The organism is Oligosphaera ethanolica, assembly GCF_030814695.1.
In the GTDB taxonomy this organism is placed as follows: Bacteria; Verrucomicrobiota; Lentisphaeria; order Oligosphaerales; family Oligosphaeraceae; genus Oligosphaera; species Oligosphaera ethanolica.
This window is the reverse complement of record NZ_JAUSVL010000001.1, coordinates 2383449-2407785: the sequence shown is the minus strand read 5'-3', so window position 1 is coordinate 2407785 and position 24337 is coordinate 2383449. Positions and strand designations below refer to the sequence as shown.

Sequence of the window (24337 nt, the reverse complement as noted above, 5' to 3'; positions counted from 1 at the left end):
TCCGATCGGTCCGATCAGTCCGATCCGTCCGCGACAAAAGACAGAAGATCAGACAGATCCGCGAAAAAAGACAGTCGATCAGACCGATCCGCGAACAAAACGGCACGCGACGGCACGCGATTGGGGCGGACACGCAGGTCCGCCCCTACGGAAAGCGCCCCGGCATGTACCGGCAGGCGGATCATCGGACGGATCGGACGGATCGGACCGATCAGGTCAATGCTCTTCATTTAGTAATCAGTCAGTAACCACCCCGGTGGGGAAAACACCGGGGACAATATGCAGGAAACCCACGGCCAGTCGCCGCCCAGCCATTCGACCTTGATTTCCGCCGACCTTTGCGGCAGCGTGTTTCATAGGAGTAACCACCCCGGTGGGGAAAACACCGGGGACAATATGCAGGAAACCCACGGCCAGTCGCCGCCCAGCCATTACACATGGGTGGCTAACCAGGCAGCGGATTTCATAGGAGCAATGCTCTTCACATAGCATGCGGCAATCGCCGGCGAATGATCTTGCGCATGGTTACTTCATTGGGCGCAGGCCTTTTTGATGACGCTGACGACGTCATTGCGGAGTTTGCCGGTTGGGCCCATGAGATTGCCGGTGAGGCCGAAGGCCATACGTCCTGGTTGCCAGGCGCCGCCGTCGGGTCCACCATAGCCGCCGTGGCCGAAATAGCGGGCGACGTCGTTTTCATCGGGATCGGCGACGGCATAGCCCAGGCCGTGGGTACCCCAGCTGGCTCGCGATGCGGGCGGCGGGTCATTTGGCGCCAAGGTCATGACGCAGGCATCGCGGACCATCGCTTTGGACAGCAAGCGGCTGTCACCAGCGCAATCCAGCAGTAGCGAGTAGTGCTTTGCCAGATCGATGGCATTAGTGATGCAATTGAAGCCCGGCAGACAGGCCTGCTGAATGACACGGGTGTTCATGATTTCTTCCAGGGAATAATCCCAGCACGGCGGCTGCGCGGGAATAGGCGGCATACCGGCCCCGCGATAGACCCTCGCCACGCGCGGCAGGGCTGCGTCGGGAACGCCAAAGAACATATTGGCCATGCCGGCTGGCTGGAATACCTCTTCGGCGACAATTTGCCGGAAGGGCTTGCCCGTCACGCGCTGGGCGAGTTCGCAGAGCAGCCAGCTGTAGTTGATGGTCTGGTAACGCGTGGTGCTGCCGGGCGCAAACACCGGCTTCACCGCGGCGACGCGGCGGCACATCTCCTCCCAGTCGGCGATTTGCGGAATGCTGTCGTAAGGCGTCCGGATGCACACGCCCGAGCGGTGCTGCAGAATGTGGCGAACCGTGGTAGCTTCCTTGCCATTGCAGGCAAACTCCGGCCAGATGTCGCCCACAAGCTGATCAAGTCCGATCAGACCGCGTTCGACGAGTCGCAAAAAGGCCGTGCTGGCAATGCCCTTGCCGGTGGAATACACTGCAAAAAGCGAGTCGTCGCCGACGGGCCGACTGTGGGACTCATCCAGCCAGCCGGCGCAGGCGTTGACCACCAGCTCGCCGTCGACATAGGCCGCGGCCTGGCAGCCAATCGCATCCCCCGCAGCCACCGCTGCGGCAAGCATCGCCTGCACGCGATCCTGTATAGCATCTGCATTTTGCTTCTTCATCTGCGCTTCTCTTAGCTTTCATCATCTTGTGGTAGTTTGGGCGGCAAGCGGCGCACCGCTACGCCGCCAGGATTACGCGTTGGCTTATAGCATAACCCACCCATGGGTAATCGTAGACCCATACAACGACGAAATGTCCGAAAAATGTAATCAATCAGTCCCCCCCGGTGGGGAAAACACCGGGGACAATTTGCAGGAAACCCACGGCCCGCCGCCGCCCAGCCATTCGACCTTGATTTCCGCCGTCCTGTGCGGCAGCGGGTTTCATAGGAGTCATTGATATTGGATGCCCGACATGCCGCCGACGTCAACCCCAGGCAAGCCAGTGAGTTCCATTGCCCCTTTGGCTCCAGTCAGCTTCGCCGACTGGAGCCAAAGGGGCCGAGGAACACGAGCGTAGAGGGCGCGCTACCCAGGGCGGCGCGCGCCTTCGGCGCCGCTTGCCCTGGGCTGGTATGTTTCGCGCTTTCAGCGCTTCTGCCGCTTCGCGGCGGAAATGCACGACGAGAAAAGGTTGCTTGGTTGAACAAGTGCCATGGATACCGTTAAATGAAGAGCATCGGTTTCATAGGAGTGATTGATAACCAAAATTGTGGTGCCTCTACGAGGCACTGCCTGTTGGTAGGCTGTCTTCCCCAGGCTAAAGCCTGGGGTTAAGCATGGTAAAGCGCCTACGGCGCAAAAACATTCGGCGGCAATCGGCGGCAATCGGCGGCACGCGACTAGGGCAGACACGCAAGTCCGCCCCTACGAAAATCAATGGCAGCGGCAATCGGCGGCACGCGACTAGGGCAGACACGCAAGTCCGCCCCTACGAAAATCAATGGCAGCGGCAATCGGCGGCACGCGACTAGGGCAGACACGCAAGTCCGCCCCTACGAAAATCAATGGCGGCGGCAATCGGCGGCACGCGACTAGGGCAGACACGCAAGTCCGCCCCTACGAAAATCAATGGCAGCGGCAATCGGCGGCACGCGACTAGGGCAGACACGCAAGTCCGCCCCTACGAAAATCAATGGCGGCGGCAATCGGCGGCACGCGACTAGGGCGGGCACGCAAGTCCGCCCCTACGAAAATCAATGGCGGCGGCAATCGGCGGCACGCGACTAGGGCAGACACGCAAGTCCGCCCCTACGAAAATCAATGGCGGCGGCAATCGGCGGCACGCGACTAGGGCGGGCACGCAAGTCCGCCCCTACGAAAATCAATGGCGGCGGCAATCGGCGGCACGCGACTAGGGCGGGCACGCAAGTCCGCCCCTACTTCCATGCTTTGATGAGGTAGAAGCCGCTTTGGTCGATGAAGCATTCCAGCGCGAGTCCGGCGTCGGCGATCATTGCGCGCATGGTCATTTCGTCGGGCAGCATATCGTGTTGCACGGGGCCGAATTTGCGATGGTGGTGATTGAGTTCGTGTGCCGAATTGAAGTGCGCGATGACCAGCTGGCCGCCGTTGCGCAGGAGATTGGCGAGGCCCTTGACCACGGCGGGTTTGTCTTCAAAATGCGGGAAGCATGAGAAGCACAGGGCCATGTCCACTGACCCGGGCGGCAGATCGATGGCCAGCGCATCGCAGGCCATGAAGCTGATGCGCGGATCGCGGTGCAACCGGCGATTCTCCGCGATCATTTTCTCGGCGTAATCCACCTCGACGAGCCGCGCGGTTGGCGAGAGCAGCGGCAGGATGTAGGGCACGACCACGCCGCTGCCGCAACCGACGTCCAGCACTACGCCGTCCGCCGGCACTTTGACCTCCTCGAAAAGCCGTGCGAATTGCGGGTCATGCAGGCTATGCTGCTCCGTCGCCGGATCAAGATAGCACAGGTCCAGCCAGCGCTCGGCCCGCTCATTGAAGAATTCCCGCCGCTCGTGATACAGCCCGCTGTTTTTTTGCTCGCTCATGGCAACTCCTTGTCAGCGCCGCTGTGCCGGCGCCGCGGTGAAAAGATGAAAGCGGCGAGAAAGGCCGCCGAGGACACCAGGACAATCACGGCACCCGTGGGGACTTCAAAGCAGTATGACAGCGCCAGGCCGATCAGGCACGACCCCACGGCGATCAGCGCCGCGACCACAAAGAGCGTCCACAGGCGCGTGCACAGCTGGTTGGCCGCATTGGCCGGGTTCACCAGCAGCGACGCAATCAGCAACCCGCCGACGATGTTCAGGCTGGCGCTGACCACCAATCCCGAGATGACGATGATGCCGTAGTAGAAAACGCCGTCGGCAATGCCACTAGCCGCCGCGATCTCGCGGTTGAACAGCACTGCCCGGATCTCTTTGTAGAAGACGGCGAGAAGCAGTACGACAGCAGCGGTGATGGCGCCGAGCACCGCGACTTCCGTGCGGCTGATCGTCAAAATGCTGCCCCAGATGAGATTCATCGCCTCGCTTTTGGGCCCGGGCAGCCGCGCCAGCAGGAGAAAGGCCAGGCCCATGGCCGCCGAAAAGATGATCCCGAGGATGTTGTTCGAGCTGGTGCCCGCGTGGTCGGCGATGGGACCGACCAGCAGGCCCGTCAGGCCGCAGGCCAAAAGCGCGCCCAGCAGGGGATTGAAGCCGCAGGTCAGGCCGACGATGGCGCCGAGAAAGGCCGAATGCGACATGCAGATGCCCAGGAAAGGGATTTCCATCAGGGTCACGCAGACGCCGATGGCCGACAGACAAACGCCGCCAAAAACGCTCGCCAGGACGGCGTTTTGCATGAATGACATGTGCAGGAGCTCAATCATGGTGTCGCCTAGAATCACCATCATCACAGGCTTGGCGCATGGCCCGCAGGCCGGCCAGGGGATGGGGGCCGTAAATGTAGCGCAGGACCTCGTCCTCATACAGCCCCGTAAAGGCGCCGTCGTAGGCCACGCGGCCATGCTGCAGCACCAATGCCCGCGTACAGGTCGCCGGCAGCGCCGCGATGTCGTGCATGACCAGAACTATCGGCAGTCGCCGCTCGGCGTAGAGCCGTGAGAGCAGGTCCATACAGTCGCATTGGGCGGCGGCGTCGAGGTTGCTGGTCGGTTCGTCCAATAAGAGCAACGCGGGTTCCTGACACAGCGCGCGGGCGATCTGCGCTTTTTGGCGCTCGCCGCCGGAAAGCTGCCCCAGCGGCCGCGCGGCGAGCTGGCTGATGCCCACGGCCGCTAGCGCGGCGTCAATTGCGGCGTGATCCGCCCCACCGAGGCGCCGGCCTGCGCCGGCATGGGCGCAACGGCCGATGCTGACCAGATCGCGAACACAGATGGGCATGCGCATATCCATGGCGGGATTCTGCGGGACGTAGCCGATGCGCTGCCGCACCAGCCGGCGCTGGCGGCCGGCCGGATCCATGCCGAAGACTCGCACGGCGCCGTGTTGCGGTCGCAAAAAACCCAGGATGCTGCGGATAACCGTGGTCTTGCCCGAGCCGTTGCTGCCGACCAGCGCCAGGAAGTCGCCGCCGGCAATGCTGAAGCTGAGGTCGCACAATGCCGGCTGACGGCCAATGCGCACGTCGACCGACCGGAACTCGCACAGGGGAGGAGCGCCCTGCGTGCTGGCCGCCGGTGCGCTGGGCGTGGCGACGGCCATAGGAGCGCCCTGCTCGCGTGTCGCCGGTGTCGTCATGGCGCGGCCTCCGTAGGCGCCAGCGCGGCTAGCAGCGCGGCGGCGTTCTGGCGGAGAGCGGCGGGATAGCCGTCGGGCGTGGGGAAATTGGTCAGTACGACCACGGGCACGCCGAGCTCGCGGGCGATGGCCGCGCCGCCTTTGCCGCCGCTCTGGAGATTGTCGATCACCAGTGACACGCCGGCCTTTCTGCCGGCGCTGATCAGCGTGGCTAATTTTTGCGCGGAGAGCCCTTCGTCGCGCGGGAAGACCCCGGCGACTGCGCAGCCCAAGTCGGCAGCGACATCGCTGTTCATGGCGGCGCTGAGCACCGCCCGATCGCGCAGTGCGGCGACGACCGGCGCTTGCGTGGCGACGGCGTCGTCGATAGCCTGCAGATACTGCCCGAGCCTGTTGGTGAAATGCTCGCGCAGTTCGGGCCATCTGGCGCTGAGCATCGCGGCGACGGCGATGGCGCCCTGTCGATGCACGGTTGGTATCATCCAGTTGCCGGCGACGTCGACGCGCTGGCTGGCCATGTCGGGCATGCTGGCCGCGAGGGTAGTGAGGAAGCGCTCGTAGCCGTGAAAGAGCACTAGGTCGGCCTGGCGGAGTTTCTCGGCCTGGCGGGGGCTGAGGTCAAAATGGCCGGGGCACATTCCGAAGGGAATGATCGTCGTTACTGCCACGGCGTCGCCGCCGATGGCCATCGTCGCCGCGCCAAGCTGCGTGGTCGTGCAGAGCACCTGCAGAGGCTCGGCTACGGCAACGGCCGCGCAGAGCCACAGCGCGCAGAACAGGGCGCCAGCAGCTATGAGTTGTTTCTTGCCCGTTTGCATCAGAATTCCATTTTCATACCGCAGAACGCGGTGATGCCCGGCATGACATAGCCGGGAATTTCCTCGTAGTCCTTGTCGAAGAGATTGTCCACGCCCGCGAAGAGCTCTAGGCCCTCCCGCAGCTGGTAGGACAGCTTGGCGTTGGCGACAAAGAAGTCGTCGACTTTTTCCACCGCGCTGCCGGCCAGGAGGTTGGCATCATAGAGGCCGGTGACGTACTTGCCTTCCATGGACAGGCGCAGGTCGCGCCAGGTGTAGCTGACGACGCCGTTGAATACCGACTCGGGTTTGCCCTGGCGGTTGGCGTGGTTGCTGCCCGATGGGTCCTCAATGTCCATATAGGTATAGCTAAACTCGGCCAGCAACCCGGCGCAGGGCTTGATGGTCAGTGTGCTCTCGATGCCGCGGATGGTGTAATCGTCGGAATTGACATTGATGCTGGCCGGCGGCGGCTTGGGATTGGGCACGGTCTGGACTTCGTTGCGGACGTCCATGTAGAAGCCCGTGATGGCCAGGCTCAGCCAGTCCGTTAGATCGTGGGTCAGGCCCAGTTCGTAGCTCCAGACTTCCTCGGGGTCGAGGTCCTCATTGTGGGCCGGAAAGAGGTGCAGCTCGCTGTATTTGGCCAAGCGGAAGCCTTTGCCGATTTTGCCGCGCAGGGCCGTGCGTGCGTTGACATGCCAGAGCAGGCCAAGCTGGGGCAGGGCTTCCCACTCGTGGCGGTGGTTGTCATAATGCATGCGTAGGCCAACGGTGTTGACGACTGGCCCGATGGTCAGTTCGTTGAAGGCAAAGAAGTCGTGGCTGTGGGTGCTATAGGGGCCGAAATCCATGAAATTGGCGCCGGGGCCGTAGGACGCTTTCGCGTAGCGGACCCACGCTGAGCGCGGTTCGGCCCATTGGTACTGGTAGTCGTGGCCGAGGGTAAGGACGTCGCGGATGCGGTCGTCGTCGTGCAGCGTGAGCGACAACTTGGTCAGCGTGCCCGTCGTGCGGTCGTCGGAATACCAGTAGTCGCCGATACTTGGCATGTGAAAGCGGTGGGTACCGGAGTTGTTATAGAGCGTGAAGGAGAAGGCCGTGCCGTTGTCCCAGTTGCCCAGCAGATTCGCGTTCCAAGACCAGCGTTTGTACTTCATCACGTCGTCATGGGTGTAGGGAGCCGTTACGGGCCCGGGATCCTCGCCTTTGTCCCGGAAGAACTGGCCGGAGAGCTCCGCGCGCCAGACCTCGTCAAGCTGGTAGCCCAGGCGCAGCGACCCGAAGTCAGCCTCGTAGGCCGAGTTCGCGCGATGGCCGTCAGTCTGCTTGCGGTCGTAGGTGCCGTAGTAGTCGAAAGCGCCGATTTTGCCGCCGTGGCGCAGCACGCTATGCACAGTGCTGTTGGAGCCATACGACGTCAACACGCTGCTCTCAAAACCCTCGTCCTCCCGGCGCTTGGTGATGATATTCACGACGCCCCCCATGGCGTCCGAACCATACAACACGGATTCTGGCCCGCGAACGACTTCAATGCGCTCGACATTCGCCAGTGGCAGGGTCTGCGTCACCGTGCAACCGAACAAGGACATCTTCTCCGGCCGGCCATCTACCAGCGTCTGGATGCGCCGACAATTACTGCCCAGGCCGCGCAACTCAATGGCATGGCGGCCATACACGCCCTCTTTGCGCGTGTACACGCCGGGCAGCTGGTCGATCATGTCCATGACGTAATCAGCATTCGACGCGTCTATCGCCGCTTCGTCAATGACGCTCACCGTCGAGGTCACATCGGTTACCCGCCGCCGCAACGGCGTGCCGGTTACCGTCAGCGTCTCCAGCTCCAACGCCGGCACGGGGGGCGGGGGCGAGAGCGGGGATGAGGCAGGCGCCACCACGGTGAGATCATCAGCCGCAAATACCACCGCACACACAAAGGCCGCCATGGCCAGGCCATGACGGCGATACTTTCTCACTAGGCTATCATCTACTGCCATGCCGTCCGTCCCCAAAAATGCCCGCTGATTTTATTACAAAAAACAAAAACGTAATAAGCTAACGCGGGCAGCGTGGAAGGCAAGGGCAGAAAGGACAAAATGACACCGGGTCTGTAATCGGTCACCCATTGATAATTAAGCCACAGAGCTTCTGGCTGAGTCAAACGCGCCCGTTTCCCTGGCCGCGAAGCGGCAGAAGCGCTGAAAGCGCGAAACATACCAGCCCAGGGCAAGCAGCGCCGAAGGCGCGCGCCGCCCTGGGTACAACGGCGACTACGTCCGTGTTCCTCGGCCTCTTTTGCCCCAGTCGGCGAAGCTGACTGGGGCAAAAGGGGCAATGGAACTCACTTACTTACCCGGGGTTGACGTCGGCGACATGCCTGGGCGTCCGTTCTCAATGGGTGACCGGTTACAAAGCCATCGAGTATCGGCGAATGCCATCGGGGCGGACCTCTGTGTCCGCCCTGCCAGGACGTTGGGCCCTCATTACTGTCCCAGGAGTTTACCGACGCCGAAGCTCATGATGAAGGTCATCATATTGACGTTGAGTTCCTTGGCGCGCTGGCCGAGGGTCTTGTCCACGTATTTTGCCTGGGGGGGCATTTCCCGGCGGTTTTCCGGGGTGAAGCCGGCGATTGCGGGCCCGGCGAGGGCGTCGCGGTATTTTTCCGGCACGGGTTGTTGTTGCCATTTGGCCGCTGGCAGGAATGCCTGCTTACTTTCCTGCCATTCGTAGGTCTCGATGATCAGCGCGTCGGGGTAGAAATTGACCACTTTGAAGCCTGCGCGGTGGCTGCGGCCGATGGCGGGCGCGACGAACTGCCGCCAGCCGTCCCGCTGGAATTCCAGATCGAGGTGCAGGTGTCCGCTGAGGACTGCCAGGACATTGGGGTTGCGGACGATCATCTGGGTTGCCGGCAGGGCATCGAGGAAGCTCGGTGGCCACAGTGGCTCGTGGTTGATGAAGAGCGTCGGTTTGGCGACGGCATTGGCCAGGTCGCTTTCCATCCACTCCCAGCTTGCCGGCGAGAAGGTCACGCAGCCTTCAACGCCGATGGCCTGGTTGTCCGTGCTGGCGAAGTGGAAATGCCAGCCGCCGAAATCAAAGCTGTAGTGGGTCGCGCCGAAGATCTTCTCGAAATCCCAGGGCCAGTTGTCGCCGGGAACGACGACGTAGGGCACGGCCAGTTCGCTGTCCAGAAACCGTTTCAGCCAGCGGTGCCGGCGGATGCCGACGGGCTCCTTCTTTTCGGCATCGCTGAGGTCCCAGTAATAGCCCGCGTTGTCGCCAGTAACGATGGTGAAATTCGGTTTGATGTCGTCTCGGATGGCGTGACAGGCCGCGGTGACCAGGGTGCGGCTGGTGACGTTGGTGATATGGAGGTCGGTGATCCACGCCATGCGGAAGCGCGGCGCGTCTTCCCGCCGGGCCCAGTCAGGCTGCGTCATCACCGGTATCTCGAACTGCCGAGCCATCTCGAAGATATTGCGCAGCGGGTCGGCATTTTCCGTGTCAATCTGTCCGCGCAACAACGCGGCGGTAGCGACGAGGGCGATAGCGATGCGCATAAGTCGAGATATCGGCATGGTACTCCTGATCATAGTGACGGGGAACACGGTTGGTATCGTGGTGATCGGCGCCGTGCTTGTGTTCAGCTTTTCTTCTTTAGGCAGATCAGCAGGGCCACAATCGTGCCCGGCAACCATCCCAGACAAGTCAACAGTAGGATCAGCAGGATAGTCCCGCAACCTTTGTCATAGACCGCCAAGGGCGGGAAGATGATTGCCAAAAGAATGCGAATAATCATGTCTTGATTGTTCATGATGGTCCTCCGTGCCAGTAATAAACGGCGTGGTGCGCGATGGCGCCTCAATTGCCCTCTCATTCTCAGCCCGCGCCGTGAGCGGCGCAGCCATAAGATAACCGCCGGCAGTCTCGACCCCAAACGCCCGCCGAAAATCCGCAGTATTTGTGGCGCTCACTGGACTATTCGGCGTTTGCCCATGGTCTCCTGCAGGCGCCACGAGCTGTAAGCTGAGAAGAAGGACAGTGCCAGGAGGGCGAGGAACACTGCCAGGTAAGATGCGCGGCTGTACACCAGCACGCCCGACGCGTCACGCAGCGGCGCATAGAGATTCATCAAGTAGCCCACGGCGTTGCCCAGGATGGCCACGGAGATGAAGGTGGCAAAATTCATGATGCTGACGGCGCTGCCGGCCTTGTCCGGGTCGTTGGTTTCGTGCATGAGCGGCACGGTGATGGCCGCGGTGCTGGCCGTCAGCGCCAGGAGACAGAAAAACACCACCAGGTATGGCGAACGCCAGTCCATGACCAAGTGCAGCACGATGATTGAGAAGTCGATGATGCCCATCACGCCGGCAATGCGCAAAAACAGACAGCGGCGGTTGCCCAGCATGCGGCTCAGGGTCGCAAAGGTTAGGCCCGACAACGCCGACAGGATGGCCATCAGTGAAAAAATCAGCGCGGCATGGTTCGAGCTGATGCCGCAGTAGTCCTCAATGAATTTCTTGCCGATGACTGTCTGAATGACGTAGTACATGCCAAAGTTGACGCCGCTGAAGGTGCAAACGTGCAGATTATGCCGCCCACGAAATACACCGATGAAATCGGCCAGGTTGAAACGCGATTCCGGCCGCACCGGCGGCTTGCGCACGCCGCGACTGCAGAGCGCAAACAGCGCATACAACGCCATGGATAGCAGCGCAATCACCAGCATCAGGCGACGCCAGCCGATCATCTCCACGCAAGCCACAAAGGGCGCGTTGGCGACAATGCCGCCGCAAAATCCCGACAGGACCATGAAGGACAGCAGAATGGAAAAATTCTTGTCGCTGCTGCTGTGTTTGATTTCCTTGACTAGGCTGAGATACAGCGAGCTGGCGCCGAGCCCGGCCAGCGCCCGGCTGAAATACAGCCACGGCATGCTCGATGAGTAGGGAAAAATAAAGGACCCCAGGCAGAAAAACAGCGCGCCGACCAGCATAACGCGGATGCCGCCATAGCGACCGACCAGCACGCCGGCGATCAGCTGGCAACAAGCGTAGATGTACATGAAAGACGATCCCAGCGCGGTGATCGCCGGCGCCGATGCCCCGAGGTCCTGCTGCAGAATGCTGAAGATGGCCCCGGGAATTGCCACGCGCTGGATATTCGCCAGAAAATACAGCCCCGTCGCCAGAATGATGAGTACGACCCGCAGGTGATACCGATGCATGAAGGTTGATCGCAGAGAAGTGCTTGGCAATGATTCGTATTTGGGCATCGGTGTCAACTATTTCATTTCGGGCAGCGCCACGCAGACAACCAGCGGGGCGAGGCGAGGTTCTATTGCGCTGAGACGCACGGGGCTAAGGGCCCAATGCTTATAGCTTAACGATTTTCCTGGCGCTTGTTGTTTCAACCAAACAGCCTTATGTCATCGCCGCTTTGTATCGCCGCGAAGCGGCAGAAGCGCTGAAAGCGCGCCCTAAGATAGCCCAGGGCAAGCAGCGCTGAAAGTGCGCGCCGCCCTGGGTAAGACGCCAACCTAAGCCGTGTTCCTCGGCCTCTTTGGCCCCGGTCGGCGAAGCTGACCGGGGCCAAAGAGGCAATGGAACTCATTGATAGCTGCTGCAATGTTACGCTGTTACCCTTCGTCGCAGGTCTTTTGGGCCGCCCCATCAACAGCGATTCCAATCAAAGACGGTGCCCATCACCGTCGGGTCATTTTGTGCCAGGCGGGTAAAGACGGCCGGGGCGTCGTGGGGACTGACTTGCTCCCGCAGCAACGGCCGCACTTGTATCCGGCCGGCGGCAAAGAACTTCAGCAGCATGCGCATATCGTCACGCATCGTCCAGTAGCCCGGATGGGACTCGTTCTTCGGCCGCACAAAATTATGGGCGCCGATGATGACAATGCCCGGCCGGTGCACATCGTTGTAAAAATCGATCTGCTCAGTCGGCGTCCGCGAACAGCCTACCAGAGCAATGCGGCCCTGCGGCGCCATGAGTTTCAGGCCTTGTTTGACTGCAGCCGGCGAGCCGGTCACTTCAATCACGGTGTTAATGCCGCGGCCTCCGGTGAGCTGCCGGACGGCTTCAGCGAGCGCCGGGTCGTCGGGCGACCAAGCCGCGTCCGCCCCCAGCTCGCAGGCGCGCGTCCGGCGTTCGGCGACGAAGTCCATCGCCATGAGCGGCAGGGCCCCGGACAGCCGCGCGCACTGCAGCGCGAAAATGCCGAGGAGGCCCTGGCCCATAACGAGGCATGATTCGCCCAGCTCCAGGCGCACTTTGCGCAGGCCCTGCAGCCCCATGGCCGCGACAATGCAGAAGACGGCCTCCGCCGACGGCAGGGCGTCGTCCTCAATGCGCACTAGGTCCTGGCAATGCTTGACCAAGTATTGCGCATGCTGGCAGTGGTACACGGCGACGCGGTCGCCGACCTGCAGCTCGCGCACGTCGGCCGCCAGGGCCATGACCTTGGCGACGGCGCTGTAGCCCAGGTAGCGCGGGAAGCGCGCTGCCCCGGGGGCGCCGAGATTGTCCTCGCCCATGAGATTGGCGCGTTCGGTGCCGGTGCTGATCAGCGTGCAGTCGGTCTTGAGCAGGGCGTGCCCAGGCGGCAGCGCTGTCTGCAGCTCATGCTCTTCCAACGCGGCGATCCCCGGCGCGACAAAGGCAATGCGGTGGCTTTTCATAGCGTTTTCTCTGTAATGCATTTTTCATGCTAGGCCATGGCAAAATTGACTTGCCTACCTGGCGAAACCCTCGTTGAAAAAAGCCCCCCGGTACAGAAAACTGCCCGGGGGTATTCGCGACACGTCAAAAAGGACCGGCAACCGAAAAGTGAGGCAGCCCGTCGTGCTAGTACTATCGCCTATTTCTTGACATCGACCAGCAGTTTCACGCGACTGCTCAGCACCTGTTCCAACTTCATGAAGGCGACATGGCCATCGCAGAAGAGAATGTTACCGCCGCCGTTATGACGAGGCGTGCCCATCTTGGATTTGATCGTGCCCTCGTCCGTGCCCATATTCAAGGACATATTGCCAACCGTGGTGCCGCTGTAGGAGTTCTCAACCATGAAGGCCACTTCCGACGGGCGAATCACGGTACTCGTCGTGCAACCAGAACCCGTCGTCACCAAGTCATTGTTGGCCGCATAGGACACCGGCATCGCCGTGTTGCTGTCGCCAATACTGCTGGGCACAAAAGTCGTCGGCGTGCTGTCCAGCTCGGTCTTGTTACGGGAATCCGACGGGCATATCAGGCTTTTCTTGTCGCCAGAGTAGGTCTTCATGCCATAACGCCAGGACGTCCGGCCGCTGTACAAGGTGCCGTTAATGGTCTCACTGATGAAATAATACGAATTGGGATACTGGCCATTGAGATCGTCAACGTACATCGTCATCGCCAGGCCAATCTGCTTCTGGTTCGATGTGCAGGAGATCGCCCGGGCCTTCTCACGGGCCTTCGACAAAGCCGGCAACAACATCGCCGCCAAAATCGCTATGATCGCTATCACTACCAACAATTCAATCAAAGTAAATGACTTGCTACGTTTCATCACGGAACCTCCATACGCTTGGTATCGCCACAAACTATGCCGGCGGCAAGGGCATTGCACTTATTAATCATAGACACACTTTTACCGCGTTGTCATTAATTTACATATTTTTGCTAGCGGAAACAAGCAAAAAACGACCGCCAAGCCTGTAAATGTCGTTGCAAAGAAGTTATTGTTGTGGAAAAATATGATTAATATTGAAAATGGGTCAACGGCGAGGAGTGACCAGACGAAGGCGCCGGGAACGACCATGAGGACAAATGGGACCAATGGGACCAATGGGCTGCCTTGCAGTTCGGTGAGTCGGATCAACTGTCTTTTATCGCGGACGGATCGGACCGATCGGACGGATCGGACGGCTCGTCGACTTGATCAGTCGGATCAGTCGGATCAGTCGGATCAGTCGGATTAGTCAGCCGAGAGCAAGCGACTATCGTCGGATCTTACTTCGCCATAGGCGCTTAACCATGCTTTATAACCCCAGGTTTCAGCCTGGGGAAGACAGCCTCACCAGACAGTGCCTCATAGAGGCACGACAGTTATCAAGCCATCACCCGATTGCCGTCACTAGCCGTCGAGAACAGTCGAGGGCCGTCTGAAACAAGACATGCGACATAGCAGCAAACGCGAAAAGCCCCCCATTCCGCCTGTCGCACTTCATATCCTGTCTTGTGGGAAATCGGGGCGTGGCCTTGGGTTCCCCCCCGTTTGCTGTCAGGTCTTTGTCAAGTTATAGTAGATGATGTCATAATCCCAACGCCGCGGCGGCACCATCACCACCGCGGCTCAACTTTTCTTACTGCATGGCGTCGCCTGCAGAAAGGGCATGAAAATGACTGACGATTTTATCGTTGTAGGTACTGTTTCCGACGATCCGCTTGCGAGCGACGTCGCACACTACCTCGGTCAGGACACCGAAATTTCCGAATTGATTGCCATTAAGAATTTTTCCAACTCGGAGTTTTGCCCGCGTTTTCTGTGTGATGAGAAGGACTTGGACCACATCGGCCAGTCACTTCGTGGCAAGACGGTGATCATCGTGTCATCCTGCAGTGGTGAATTGACGCGGAATGCGCGGGCGATGCGGACCTTTCTGGTGTCGCGGGCGGCGAAAGACAATGGGGCGGATCGGGTGGTACTGGTGGAGCCTGATCTCTTCTACAGCGCCCAGGATCGCGGCCCCAACGTGACGCAGGGCAATGTCACTTTTACGCGCAATGTGCACGACTATAAGAAATTTGACGGTCAGCCCTTTTCGGCCAATCTGTATGCCGACTTGCTGCGCAGCAGCGGTGTCGATGTCGTGCTGACCGTGCACAACCACTCAGTATCGGTGCAGGATCTTTTCAAGCGCAGCTTCAATGGCCACTTTTTCAACCTCACTCCCTCTGAGCTGTACGCCAGTTATCTGGTTGACCATGAGGCCAATATGTACCCGGATGGCCGGGGCTTTGTTCTCTGCGCGCCCGACCGTGGCGCGACGCCCTTCACCGAAGAAGTATTCCAATACATGGACGAGTCGTCCAAATCCCTCCTGGGCTCGCCCAAGCCTTCGTTGTTGATCATGGACAAAGTGCGCAGCGGCGAGCGCAAAGTCGAAATCAGGGCCCATGAAGACAGTCCGACGCGCCTTGAAGACATCGCCGGCCGGGAAGTCGTGGTCTTTGACGACATGGTGCGCACCGGCAACACGATTGTCGAGTGCTGCAAGCGCCTGAAAGAAGCCCAGGCGCGGCGGGTGGTCTTTGTGGTCACGCACTTCAATTCGTCCCCCGAAGTGAAAGAGAACCTGGACAATCCGGCCATCGACGACATCATCACGACCAACACCATTCCGAGCATTCTCAACCGCGATATGCAGGGGCGTTTGCGCCGCAAGATGTTGATTCTCAAGCTTGAGCGTTGGATAGCCAACACGTTGCGCAAGGACGTTCTGCACTCCACTGAGCCGCAGTACGCCCGCCCCTACACGGTGGACATTTCCCGCAAGAACCCCCGCTGGCGTTCCACCCTTGATCTGCAGGACTGAGTCGCTGCTCGGCTGCATCACGCTCATGCCCGCCGCCAGCACATAAGGAGGCTGTCAGCATGCGCAGCGTCGTGATCAGGCAGGGCGCCCTTGGCGACTTCATCCTCACCCTGCCCCTGCTCAGAGCCTTGGCGCAGCGCGGCGAGCTCCACCTGGTTACTCCCACGCGCTACCGGGCCTTGTTGCCGGATGACCTTGCCATCGCGTCCTTCAGCGACAGCGACAGCGCCGCCGCCGCCGCGCTCTTCGCACCGGCCGTGACCTGTCACCCGCAAGCACTCCCAGCACCCTGGGCTGAGTTGCTGCGCGGCGCTGAACTGCATCTTTTCACCCGTGCAGCCATGCTGCCACCAGTCAACTGCTGCAAGCTGATCTGTCACGATCCCCGACCAACAAACCCGCCACACGCGGCGCTGCAATTCCTCCGCAACGCGGGTTGCGAAGCGCCATCGCAGTTGCTTACCACGCCCATGCTGCCGCGCTCGGGCCAGGGCCGAAATGCCCTGTGGATCCATTCCGGCAGCGGCTCCATACACAAAAACATCCCACCGGATTTCTGGGCCGACGCCGCCAAAGAACGCCTGCAGCGCGACACGCTGAACCTCGTGTTGTCTTTCGGTGAAGCCGACATGGACCTGCTTGAGCCCATGCGTGCGGCATGCCAACGCCGACGCTTGCGCTGGCGGGAAGTCATCTGCCCCACGCTGGCAGAGCTAAAATGCGGTTTGCGCGACGACGCTGCGCGTTTCTGGGGTGCCGACACCGGCGTCGCCCACCTCGCCGCCGCCCTCGGCATCCCCTGCAATGTCTGGTTCCGTTGCACCGACCCGGTGATCTGGCGACCGCTGGGCGACGTGAAGGTGCATTTTTACAACAAATAACTGCAGTCGTCAGTCATTGATAACCAAAACTGTGGTGCCTCTACGAGGCACAGTCTGTTAGCAGGCTGCGTCCCCAGGCTAAAGCCTGGGGTTAAGCATGGTTAAGCGCCTACGGCGCAAAAACATAGCCACTGAATGATGGTGGTTTTCGGCCCGAAGCGGACAACGCAAGTCGTCTGATCGGCCAAGTTCGGCCTGGAGGGCCGGACCATGCATAACCCCTGGTGAGGCGCCCGGAGGGCGCCGCAACCAGGGGTGTGACAACAACTTAAAATTGCGCCTGAAGGGCGCCACATTGGCTTGACACGTCACGTCTCTTCGCGCCAGAGTGAAGCAGCCGGCTCTCCTAGTAGCAATGACTGGGCAATTGCGTTTTACTGCTAATTATTTCATTTAGAGAATTGCATTAGGTTTCATTTGAGCTAATTTTATCTCCATTAAGGCAATTTATAGTGCTACAATGGAGCAAGCATTGCTATCTTTTACATGCATTTTATTACAAGATTTTCGCCATTACTGCCGCCTCAATCCGGCAATGGCCGGCGCCATGCTGTTCGGTTGTGGCCTGCTGGCGGGACTGGCTCCGGTGCCGCTCTGGCGCTATTGTGCCCTGACTGCGCTGTCATTGGGATTGGCGCTGTGCTGGCGCGGGGGTGATGGCTGGCGGGTCTGGTGGCTATACTCGGCTGGATTGGCCTGGGGTGCCGTCGTGCTGGTCGCGCCGTGGCAGAACTACCTGGCGCTGCTGCCCAGGGATGAATGCAGGGCGAGCATCCGTGGCGTCGTCAGCAGCGCGCCACAACAGCGACAGCAGCAAGTTCGTTTTGTGCTGGCGCTGCGGGGCGTCAACACCGGCGAGGGCTGGCGTGACTGTCGCGGCAGGCTGCAGGTGTCGGCACCAAGCGAGGCTGGCAACAACGTGCGCTACGGCGACAGCGTGGAGGCGACGGGTGCCTTCATGCTGCCAGCGCAGGAGCGGCGGCGTGGCCACGCCAGCTACGGTCACTACCTGCTCAGCCGCGGTATTCGCCGGCAGTTCATGGTCGAGAACATGACACGCCTTGCCGAGGCGTATGGCTGGCTGCGGTTGGGGCGATGGTTTCGCGAATGGCAAGCACCCCTCGGCGAAGGGCTTTGCCACGGCATTGACAACGATGTCCACGCAGCGATGTACCGGACGATGATCCTGGGCAGCGGGGAGTTGCCGCGCGAGGTCCGCGACCTCTTTGTCCGCGCGGGCATTGTGCACATCTTCACCATCTCGGGCATGCACGTCGCGCTGATGACCACGGCGTGGCTGTTCATCCTGCAGGCGCTATACCTGCCCTTTCGCTGGCGCTGGCCCCTGCTGGTTCCGGCCGTGACCCTGTACGTGCTGCTCACCGGTGCCGCGCCATCGGCAGCGCGGTCCATGTGGATGGCCATGGCGATGATCGCCGCCGTGTGCTGCTTCCGGCCCCAGTCGGTGGCCAACGCCCTGGGACTATCGGCGTGGATACTCCTCGCCGCCAATCCGTTGGACGTCTATCACAGCGGTTTCGTCTTCTCCTTCACCATCGTCGCGGTGCTGCTCCATGGCTGGCCCAGGCTGAGCGAAACAACGAGTATCGCCCTGGAAAAGGACCTGTGGAGCATCCGCACGCCCCTCGGGCACGTCATCAGCGGCAAGAAGCACGGCGTACTGGGACTCGTCGGCGGTTGCGGCTTGGCGTGGCTGGGCAGTTGCGGCCTGACGGCCTTCTACAACGGCCAGCTGAGCTGGGGCGGCCTGCTGGCCAACCTGGCGCTGCCGCCCTTCACCGCAGCGCTCGTCTACGCGGCCATACCCAAAATTGTCCTCGCCAGCTGCTGCGCGCCGCTTTCGCAATGGCTGGGCGCTGGCCTGGACCAGATTCTGGGAGCAATGATGTTCGTCGCCAAATGCTGCGCAGGGCCAGGGCTTTTCCAGCCGGTAGCATCGTGGTCGTTGCTCGTGGCGCTTGGCTACTACCTGGCGCTAGCGCTGGCAATTGGAGCGCGCCACTGGCCACCAGGCCAGTGGGTCTGCGGCGCGCTGATGGCCACCTGCATCGCCTGCAGTTGTACGCAACGAACGCCGGTAGCGCCCGTGCTGCTGTGCTGCCAAGGCAACGACGGCGGCGCGCCGACGCTGTGCCTGCTGTCCGCGCGCGGCGATGGCGTCGTGGTGCTCTACCCCGGCAGCCGGGCCTCCGCCTACGGCCTGGTTGATGCGTTGGCCAACGAGGGCATTGCCGTCGTCGACTGGCTGCTGATACCACCCAGCGGTCGTGACCGCCAGGGCGCCATGGCCATCGCCAAGCTCATGACCGTCCGTGCCGCCGCCGTCATCCCACCCAGCCGGCAGCAGAGCGCCACGACCCGGACCATGGCGGCATTGCGCGCACAGGGCGTCAACACCAGCATGCTTGCGGGTGACGACGGCCGTTTCGCCGTGACCTGGGCAGACGGCGCCCGAATGGATTACCGCAACGCAGGTCCGGCCAACGAGTTCTATATTCATTTTGAGCACAGGACGGCGGCCTTCGCCCTCGACTTCAGCCGCAGCCGCTACGGCCCCAGCCAGTTGCGCTGGTCAGCGCCTGACCGGACTGGCAGCCACACCATGCGGCCGGCATTGCAGCCGCAATGCCGCCGGGTGAGCGGCGGCAGCGCCAGCGGTTGACAAAAGTCGCTCGCGCCATTAGCTTCTTACGCGCTCTCACTCATTTGGACATCCCTCCACAGTGCCTCGGCGCGCCAACCGCGCCACAGGAAAGGTTAGCACACGCCGCCATGATCTGTCGGGCTTGCCAGCATCGTTTTGTCCCCAGTGAAGCGCCTTCAGCGGCACAACCGCTGATTTGCCCAAAATGCCAAGCTGAGCAGCTACTCAGCGGTATGACCTTCATCGCTCTTTGCCCTGAATGCGCACAAGGCATTGAAGTGGACGAGTGGATGATCGGCAGCTACGCGGACTGTCCGGCCTGCGGCAAAGAAATCATCATTTCGCCGCCAGCGGATCAGGAGTCCTATACAGGGCGGGCGTTGGCCAGCGGCGGCCATCTCCTACCGGGCGACCAACTGGGGCGCTACCGGATTGACCAGCCCTTGAACCTCGAAGGAGCCTGCGAAGACTACCTGGCCTTTCATACCGTGCTGTTCATTCCCTGTCTGGTGAAACTGCTCAAACCCGGCATTGCCGAGCAGGACTCCTTCTTCGCCGAAAAGCTCGTCCGCGACGCCCAGAACGCCTGCAAGGTCAAACACCGGCATGTCATCGGCATCATTGACGCCCATTGGGACGCCGAACGCAATCTCTCCTACGTCGTCACGGAGCGCGCGGAGGGCATGACGCTCCGCGAGGCTTTGGCGAAAGGCCCCGTCGCCGAAAAAAATGCGGTGGAAATCGCGCGCGATCTCTGCAAAGCCCTCCTCTGCGCCGAGGGACACAACATCCTCCACGGCGACATCCGGCCGGCAAATGTCCTCCTGACGACTAACAGCGGGGCAAAACTGCTTGGCTTGGGCATTGCCAAACTTGAGCATGAAGCCAGCCACTGCGAAACCATCGGCGACGTGCATCACGACCTGCTCACCCAGGCGTACTCCGCACCCGAATATCTTGAGTCGCCTCAGGACGCCGACCACCGAGCCGATCTCTACAGCCTCGGCGCGGTCCTCTACCACATGCTCAGCGGCAAACGCCCCTTCGTCAGCGACAACCCTCTCGCTATGCTCACTCTGATCATTGAGGAAACCCCGCCAGACATCCGTCAGTTCAACCCCAATGTCTCCGACGATATGTGCCAGCTAGTCGCCTCTCTCATGGCGAAACGCCCCGGCGAGCGCCCAGCCTCCGCCGGCGAGGTCATAGCCGTGCTCGACGACATCATGCGTAAGCTCGAAAAACAGCCCAAGCCCGGGCGGGTCGTCGTGACTTTCGCCGAGCAAAACCCCGAAGGCAACAGCGGCAAGACTGCGGCAACAGGCAGGGCCATGGCCAGCAGCGCAGCCGGTGCGCATGCAAACAGCAGTGCATACTCAAGCGCCGTACCCACGGGTGCCACCGCAAATACGGGCAACGCCACTGGCGTGCGATCCACCTGGGCCAAAGCCGTCACGATCATCAATATCGTCCTGGCGCTGGCTTGCGCGGCGCTGTTCATCACCGGCATCGTCGTCATGACCCGCAAACCCAAAGCGCCTGCCACTACTGGCCCCGCAAGCGTGACGCATCAGGCCGCCCAGCCACCACGGTGAAGCAGCGGGCGTCGTGCGGCGGCCCCCTCGGTAGCATCACGGCATGCCGTGATGCGGCCCCCTCAGTGTGCGCTGAGGCTAGCAATAGCGCGGGCGAGTTTTTCGCGGTGTTCCTCGATGGGCGCTGGGTCAGTGGTGAAATTGACGAGACTAGCGCTGATGGCTTCGGGCACGGTCAAGAGTGCGTTGAGTTCATCGCGGTAGGCCTGGGTGATGCCATCGGCCTGTTCGCCGAGGAGTCGTTTGAGGATGACGAGGTACTCGTAGTCCTCGATGCCATCGCGGAGCATTTCCCAGCGGATGGAATCGACGGGGCCGTCTAGCACGGGCTCGGCGGGATTGCCGTCGGCGGCTGCTTCGGGCGGGTAGATGAAGCGGCCATCGCCATTGCCCCAGGGGCGTTTCACGCCCTTGTCGGTGGAGTAACCGGAGACCCAGCCCATGGGGTCGAGGTAGGGATTTTGTGGCGCCTTGGCGTCAGGGTAGGCAGCGCCGCTGGTCCAGTAATTGGATTGCCAGACGAGGATGCCGTCCACGCCACAGGCCCAGGTCTGCCAGAGCCAAACGCGCATTTCGGTGCCGGGGTGATCGATGAAGAGCGTGGCGTAGGGCGCTTTAGGGCCAGTGCAGACGTACCACCAGAAACGCTCGCCCTGTTGGTTGCGTTCCTCGACGAGCTCGCGGGTGACGCGGGGCGTCAGCGGGCACCACAGATTAGGGCCGCCGATCAGGTCTTCCTCGACCTGCTCGGTGAGCATCCGCCGCAAGCCGGGCGCGTGGGTCTTGAGCTTGCGGAAGCCGTTCATGACGAACTCGTAGTCCTTTTTGTCGGGCTCGTCGAACCAGTACACATAGGCGAGATTAAGCCAGCCTTTGTCACTAAGATGCTGATGGACCTGGTTGAGATAGTCGGCCATGAGCTGCTGATATTCGGGGCTTTCTTCCGAGAAACCGAAGAGCGACGGCTCGCTGCGGGCGTGGAAGGTGCCGCCGCCGAGGCCCATAATGCGCATGCGGAAGCCATTGAAGCCGTACCGGCTGATATTGTCGGCCATCTCCTGGTCCCAGTCGCTCCAGTCAATGAGCACCCGCAGACTTTCCTGCGGCAGGGGCTCGAAGCCACCGTCGTCAATGAGCTGCTGGCCGGACTGGTTGTCGATGATTTCGACGTCGTCGAGCCACACGGCGCCAGTGTTTTCGCCCTTTTCGGTCCAGCTGGCGGCCCAGAAGAGGAAGTTGAAAGAAGTGGCGTTATCGGGGAATTTGGTAATGCGTTGTTCGAAGGTCTGCCAGCTGCCATCGCCGGTGATGCGGATGTCGCGGTTCCGGCCGGACATCCACGACTTGCTCTGGTCGTTATGGGTGATCGTAGCAACGAAAGTCTGGCCGGGCGCGGCGGTCTTGTACTTGAAACGCAGAGTGATGCCCTCGGCTGGTATGGTGATGGCCTGATCATAACGGGCAGCGGCATTGCCCGTCGTGCTATCGTCGCGGATAAACAGCGACGACTCGCCCGAGGCCTTCTCCGACCGGTCACGGACGCCGCCCTGCCAGCGGCCCAGCTTGCCGGCGAGGGTGACTTTCGCCTGGCTGAACGGTGCCGGATCGTAGGGCGTGATGTGGTGATCGCTGAAATTCTGCCAGTACTTCTGCAGCACCTCACGGCGTTGCGCAGGATCGTCAATCTTCTGATAGCGCCAGACCAGGCCCGGGGTGAAGCCGAATGCCGTTTCGCAGGTCATGGTCTTAGGCAGTGTGAAAGGGAAGACCTCGACGGACAGCGGCACAGTGGCTTCCCAGCCGCCTTCCGCGCGGAGGGTGATCGTGGCCTGATACTGGCCCGCAACGGCGTCTTCCGGGACGCGCACACGTACCCACAGCGGCTGATTGCGGCCGGCGGCAATGCTCATGGGCCGCTGGATGGGCGGCAGCGCATCGGGCCACAAACCGGTGACGCTGGTCTGGTCGGTCTTGATGGCCACGTCGCTGTAATGCACGCGCAGCAGGTCCAGCTGGTCACGGCTGATGACCGCGCCACGCGGCCCCGTGATGTCGCTGCAGGCGACTGTCACGCCGGCGAGATCGCGGCTGGCGCGGATGACCAGCTGCGCCGCTTCGGCTTCCCGCCGCGCCGCGCTGATGCGCAAACCGCGGCCGCGACCACGCGGCAACGCGCGGGTGGGCGGTATTTTCCAGCCGGAGGACGCCCACCACAGCGCCGCGTGGCCGTCGTCATCACGCAGTATATCGCCGTAGCTATCGTCGAAGTACTGCGGGACCATGAAAGACATTTCGGCCTGGTAGCTGATGTCGCCCTTGAGCTCGACAGCGAGGCTGAACTCGCCGATGCCGCTGACTTGGTAGGGCACCGCGACCGTCTGGCTGGCGCCGGCGGGGACGCTTACCGGCGGCTGGGTGCTCACAACGCCCGCGACGCCGTCCTTGCTGACGACCACGGCCGGAACGACGGCGATGGCCTGCGCCCGGCGGTTCGTAATGGCAATCCGCGCCTGGTTGTCGCCGCCAGGCAGCGCATCGCCGAGTTCGACAATGGCGACGTCGACCGCGTCCGGGGGGGGGCTGCTGTGGACATAGCGGGTCGAGCCGCTGATTTCCGCCGGCGAGCCGCTGATGCTCGCCTTGTAGTCATAACCGTGGATCTGAAATGAGCCGGGGTCGGAATCGGCGGCGCCGACTTTCTTGGCCGCGTCGGCTTTCAGACTGATGAAGATGCGCTGGGCCGGAAAGAGCTCTGGCGGCAGCTCAAGCGTAAGCGTGCCCTTGTCCTGTTTTTGCCCGAGCGCTTGCCACTGCTGGCCGTCCTTGCTCACGGCGACCACGAGCTGCCCGCCCACATAGTAGCCGATGTTGACGACAAGGGTCGCTGCGAGCTGCTCGCGACCAGCGACATCATGGCAGTACACGACCTCGGCGCCCTGGCCGAAAACCCAGCGGTTGCTGTTGAAGCCGGCGCTGTGGCTGTGCAGGGGCCGGCTGTGATTGCGGCAGTGACCGTAGAAGGGCGCCCGGAAGGCGTATTCATTGACGCTGATTTTCTCGCCTTCACCCAGAACCACGCCCTGTTCGTGATGATACACGGCCTCGGCGCGCTGAATGGCAATGTCGTCAAACACCACGGTGCCGCGCAAATGCCACTGGCCAAAGCGCAAGGACTGCCGGGCATTCACGCCGGAGGGCGCGACCGCGATCTGCCGGTAGTATTTCCACTCCGCCGGTGGCGAGCCGATGTCCACATTGGCAAACAACGGTCCGGTGACGGCCGTACCGCCACCGCCATCGCTCTTCGCCCAGTAGCTGATGGCGTAAAGACCACCGGGACTGAAGGCGACGGGTTCGGAAAGCCAGTGGTTGGCACCGGCGCCGTCGCCAGTGACGGCGATGGCACGTTGGCCACTGTGGGCGGCGGCGACGACGGCGCCGGGCGGCGCCGAAAGCAGCCAGCCCGCGACACTGTCGCCCTGGCCAATCTCAAAAGACGGATTGGGGACTTCCTGGGCACTGGCAGCCAACGCGCCAAGCAACACACAAGCAAGAGCAGACCACGTGCGTTTCATACTC

At 61.6% G+C, this 24337-nt stretch carries 19 protein-coding genes; 6 read left to right on the top strand and 13 right to left on the bottom strand.

The features are described from left to right. Positions 1-14: 14 nt before the first annotated feature. On the bottom strand, positions 15-230 hold the full coding sequence (locus tag J3R75_RS08210; protein ID WP_307261035.1) for a hypothetical protein: 216 nt from the start codon (positions 228-230) through the stop codon (positions 15-17). A 49-nt stretch (positions 231-279) separates the two neighbouring features. Between J3R75_RS08210 and J3R75_RS08205 the strand changes: the two genes are divergently transcribed. Next, positions 280-489, top strand: a complete 210-nt coding sequence (locus J3R75_RS08205; protein ID WP_307261033.1) for a hypothetical protein — start codon at positions 280-282, stop codon at positions 487-489. 41 nt (positions 490-530) lie between these two features. Here J3R75_RS08205 and J3R75_RS08200 read toward each other — a convergent pair whose 3' ends face one another. Then, positions 531-1628, bottom strand: coding sequence for a serine hydrolase domain-containing protein (locus J3R75_RS08200; protein ID WP_307261031.1), 1098 nt, complete (start codon positions 1626-1628; stop codon positions 531-533). Positions 1629-1761: 133 nt separating this feature from the next. Here J3R75_RS08200 and J3R75_RS08195 point away from each other — a divergent pair, with 133 nt between their 5' ends. After that, the gene (locus tag J3R75_RS08195) at positions 1762-1908 is read left to right on the top strand and encodes a hypothetical protein (RefSeq protein WP_307261030.1); all 147 of its coding nucleotides are present in this window, start codon (positions 1762-1764) and stop codon (positions 1906-1908) included. A 979-nt stretch (positions 1909-2887) separates the two neighbouring features. Here J3R75_RS08195 and J3R75_RS08190 read toward each other — a convergent pair. From J3R75_RS08190 to J3R75_RS08145, 10 genes are all read right to left on the bottom strand, one after another. Beyond that, positions 2888-3529: a class I SAM-dependent methyltransferase gene (locus tag J3R75_RS08190; RefSeq protein ID WP_307261029.1), complete on the bottom strand. Its 642-nt coding sequence runs from the start codon at positions 3527-3529 to the stop codon at positions 2888-2890. Continuing rightward, positions 3526-4338: a metal ABC transporter permease gene (locus tag J3R75_RS08185; RefSeq protein WP_307261028.1), complete on the bottom strand. Its 813-nt coding sequence runs from the start codon at positions 4336-4338 to the stop codon at positions 3526-3528. The genes J3R75_RS08190 and J3R75_RS08185 overlap by 4 nt, the downstream gene beginning before the upstream one ends. 10 nt (positions 4339-4348) lie before the next feature. Continuing rightward, positions 4349-5227, bottom strand: a complete 879-nt coding sequence (locus J3R75_RS08180; RefSeq protein WP_307261027.1) for a metal ABC transporter ATP-binding protein — start codon at positions 5225-5227, stop codon at positions 4349-4351. Beyond that, positions 5224-6045 carry a metal ABC transporter substrate-binding protein gene (locus J3R75_RS08175; protein ID WP_307261026.1) on the bottom strand — a complete coding sequence of 274 codons (822 nt, stop codon included), beginning with the start codon at positions 6043-6045 and terminating at the stop codon, positions 5224-5226. The genes J3R75_RS08180 and J3R75_RS08175 overlap by 4 nt, the downstream gene beginning before the upstream one ends. Beyond that, the gene (locus J3R75_RS08170) at positions 6045-8021 is read right to left on the bottom strand and encodes a TonB-dependent receptor (RefSeq protein WP_307261025.1); all 1977 of its coding nucleotides are present in this window, start codon (positions 8019-8021) and stop codon (positions 6045-6047) included. The genes J3R75_RS08175 and J3R75_RS08170 overlap by 1 nt, the downstream gene beginning before the upstream one ends. Before the next feature lie 486 nt (positions 8022-8507). Further along, positions 8508-9608: a metallophosphoesterase family protein gene (locus J3R75_RS08165; protein WP_307261024.1), complete on the bottom strand. Its 1101-nt coding sequence runs from the start codon at positions 9606-9608 to the stop codon at positions 8508-8510. A 65-nt stretch (positions 9609-9673) separates the two neighbouring features. Then, the gene (locus J3R75_RS08160) at positions 9674-9844 is read right to left on the bottom strand and encodes a YqaE/Pmp3 family membrane protein (RefSeq protein ID WP_307261023.1); all 171 of its coding nucleotides are present in this window, start codon (positions 9842-9844) and stop codon (positions 9674-9676) included. A 156-nt stretch (positions 9845-10000) separates the two neighbouring features. Then, positions 10001-11257, bottom strand: coding sequence for an MFS transporter (locus J3R75_RS08155; RefSeq protein ID WP_307261022.1), 1257 nt, complete (start codon positions 11255-11257; stop codon positions 10001-10003). Positions 11258-11702: 445 nt separating this feature from the next. After that, complete coding sequence (locus J3R75_RS08150; protein ID WP_307261021.1) at positions 11703-12719, bottom strand: zinc-dependent alcohol dehydrogenase; 1017 nt, start codon at positions 12717-12719, stop codon at positions 11703-11705. Between the two features lie 179 nt (positions 12720-12898). Continuing rightward, the gene (locus tag J3R75_RS08145) at positions 12899-13588 is read right to left on the bottom strand and encodes a DUF1559 family PulG-like putative transporter (protein WP_307261020.1); all 690 of its coding nucleotides are present in this window, start codon (positions 13586-13588) and stop codon (positions 12899-12901) included. Between the two features lie 832 nt (positions 13589-14420). On the opposite strand from J3R75_RS08145, the gene J3R75_RS08140 reads away from it, so the two are divergent. The 4 genes from J3R75_RS08140 (at position 14421) to J3R75_RS08125 (ending at position 20758) form a co-directional block, all read left to right on the top strand. Continuing rightward, positions 14421-15617, top strand: coding sequence for a ribose-phosphate diphosphokinase (locus J3R75_RS08140; protein ID WP_307261019.1), 1197 nt, complete (start codon positions 14421-14423; stop codon positions 15615-15617). Positions 15618-15676: 59 nt separating this feature from the next. Beyond that, on the top strand, positions 15677-16498 hold the full coding sequence (locus J3R75_RS08135) for a glycosyltransferase family 9 protein (protein ID WP_307261018.1): 822 nt from the start codon (positions 15677-15679) through the stop codon (positions 16496-16498). Positions 16499-16970: 472 nt separating this feature from the next. Further along, complete coding sequence (locus J3R75_RS08130) at positions 16971-19181, top strand: ComEC/Rec2 family competence protein (protein WP_307261017.1); 2211 nt, start codon at positions 16971-16973, stop codon at positions 19179-19181. 110 nt (positions 19182-19291) lie between these two features. Beyond that, complete coding sequence (locus tag J3R75_RS08125) at positions 19292-20758, top strand: protein kinase domain-containing protein (protein WP_307261016.1); 1467 nt, start codon at positions 19292-19294, stop codon at positions 20756-20758. Between the two features lie 62 nt (positions 20759-20820). On the opposite strand, the gene J3R75_RS08120 is transcribed toward J3R75_RS08125, so the two are convergent. Beyond that, positions 20821-24333, bottom strand: a complete 3513-nt coding sequence (locus J3R75_RS08120) for a DUF4091 domain-containing protein (RefSeq protein WP_307261015.1) — start codon at positions 24331-24333, stop codon at positions 20821-20823. Between the last annotated feature and the right edge of the window lie 4 nt (positions 24334-24337).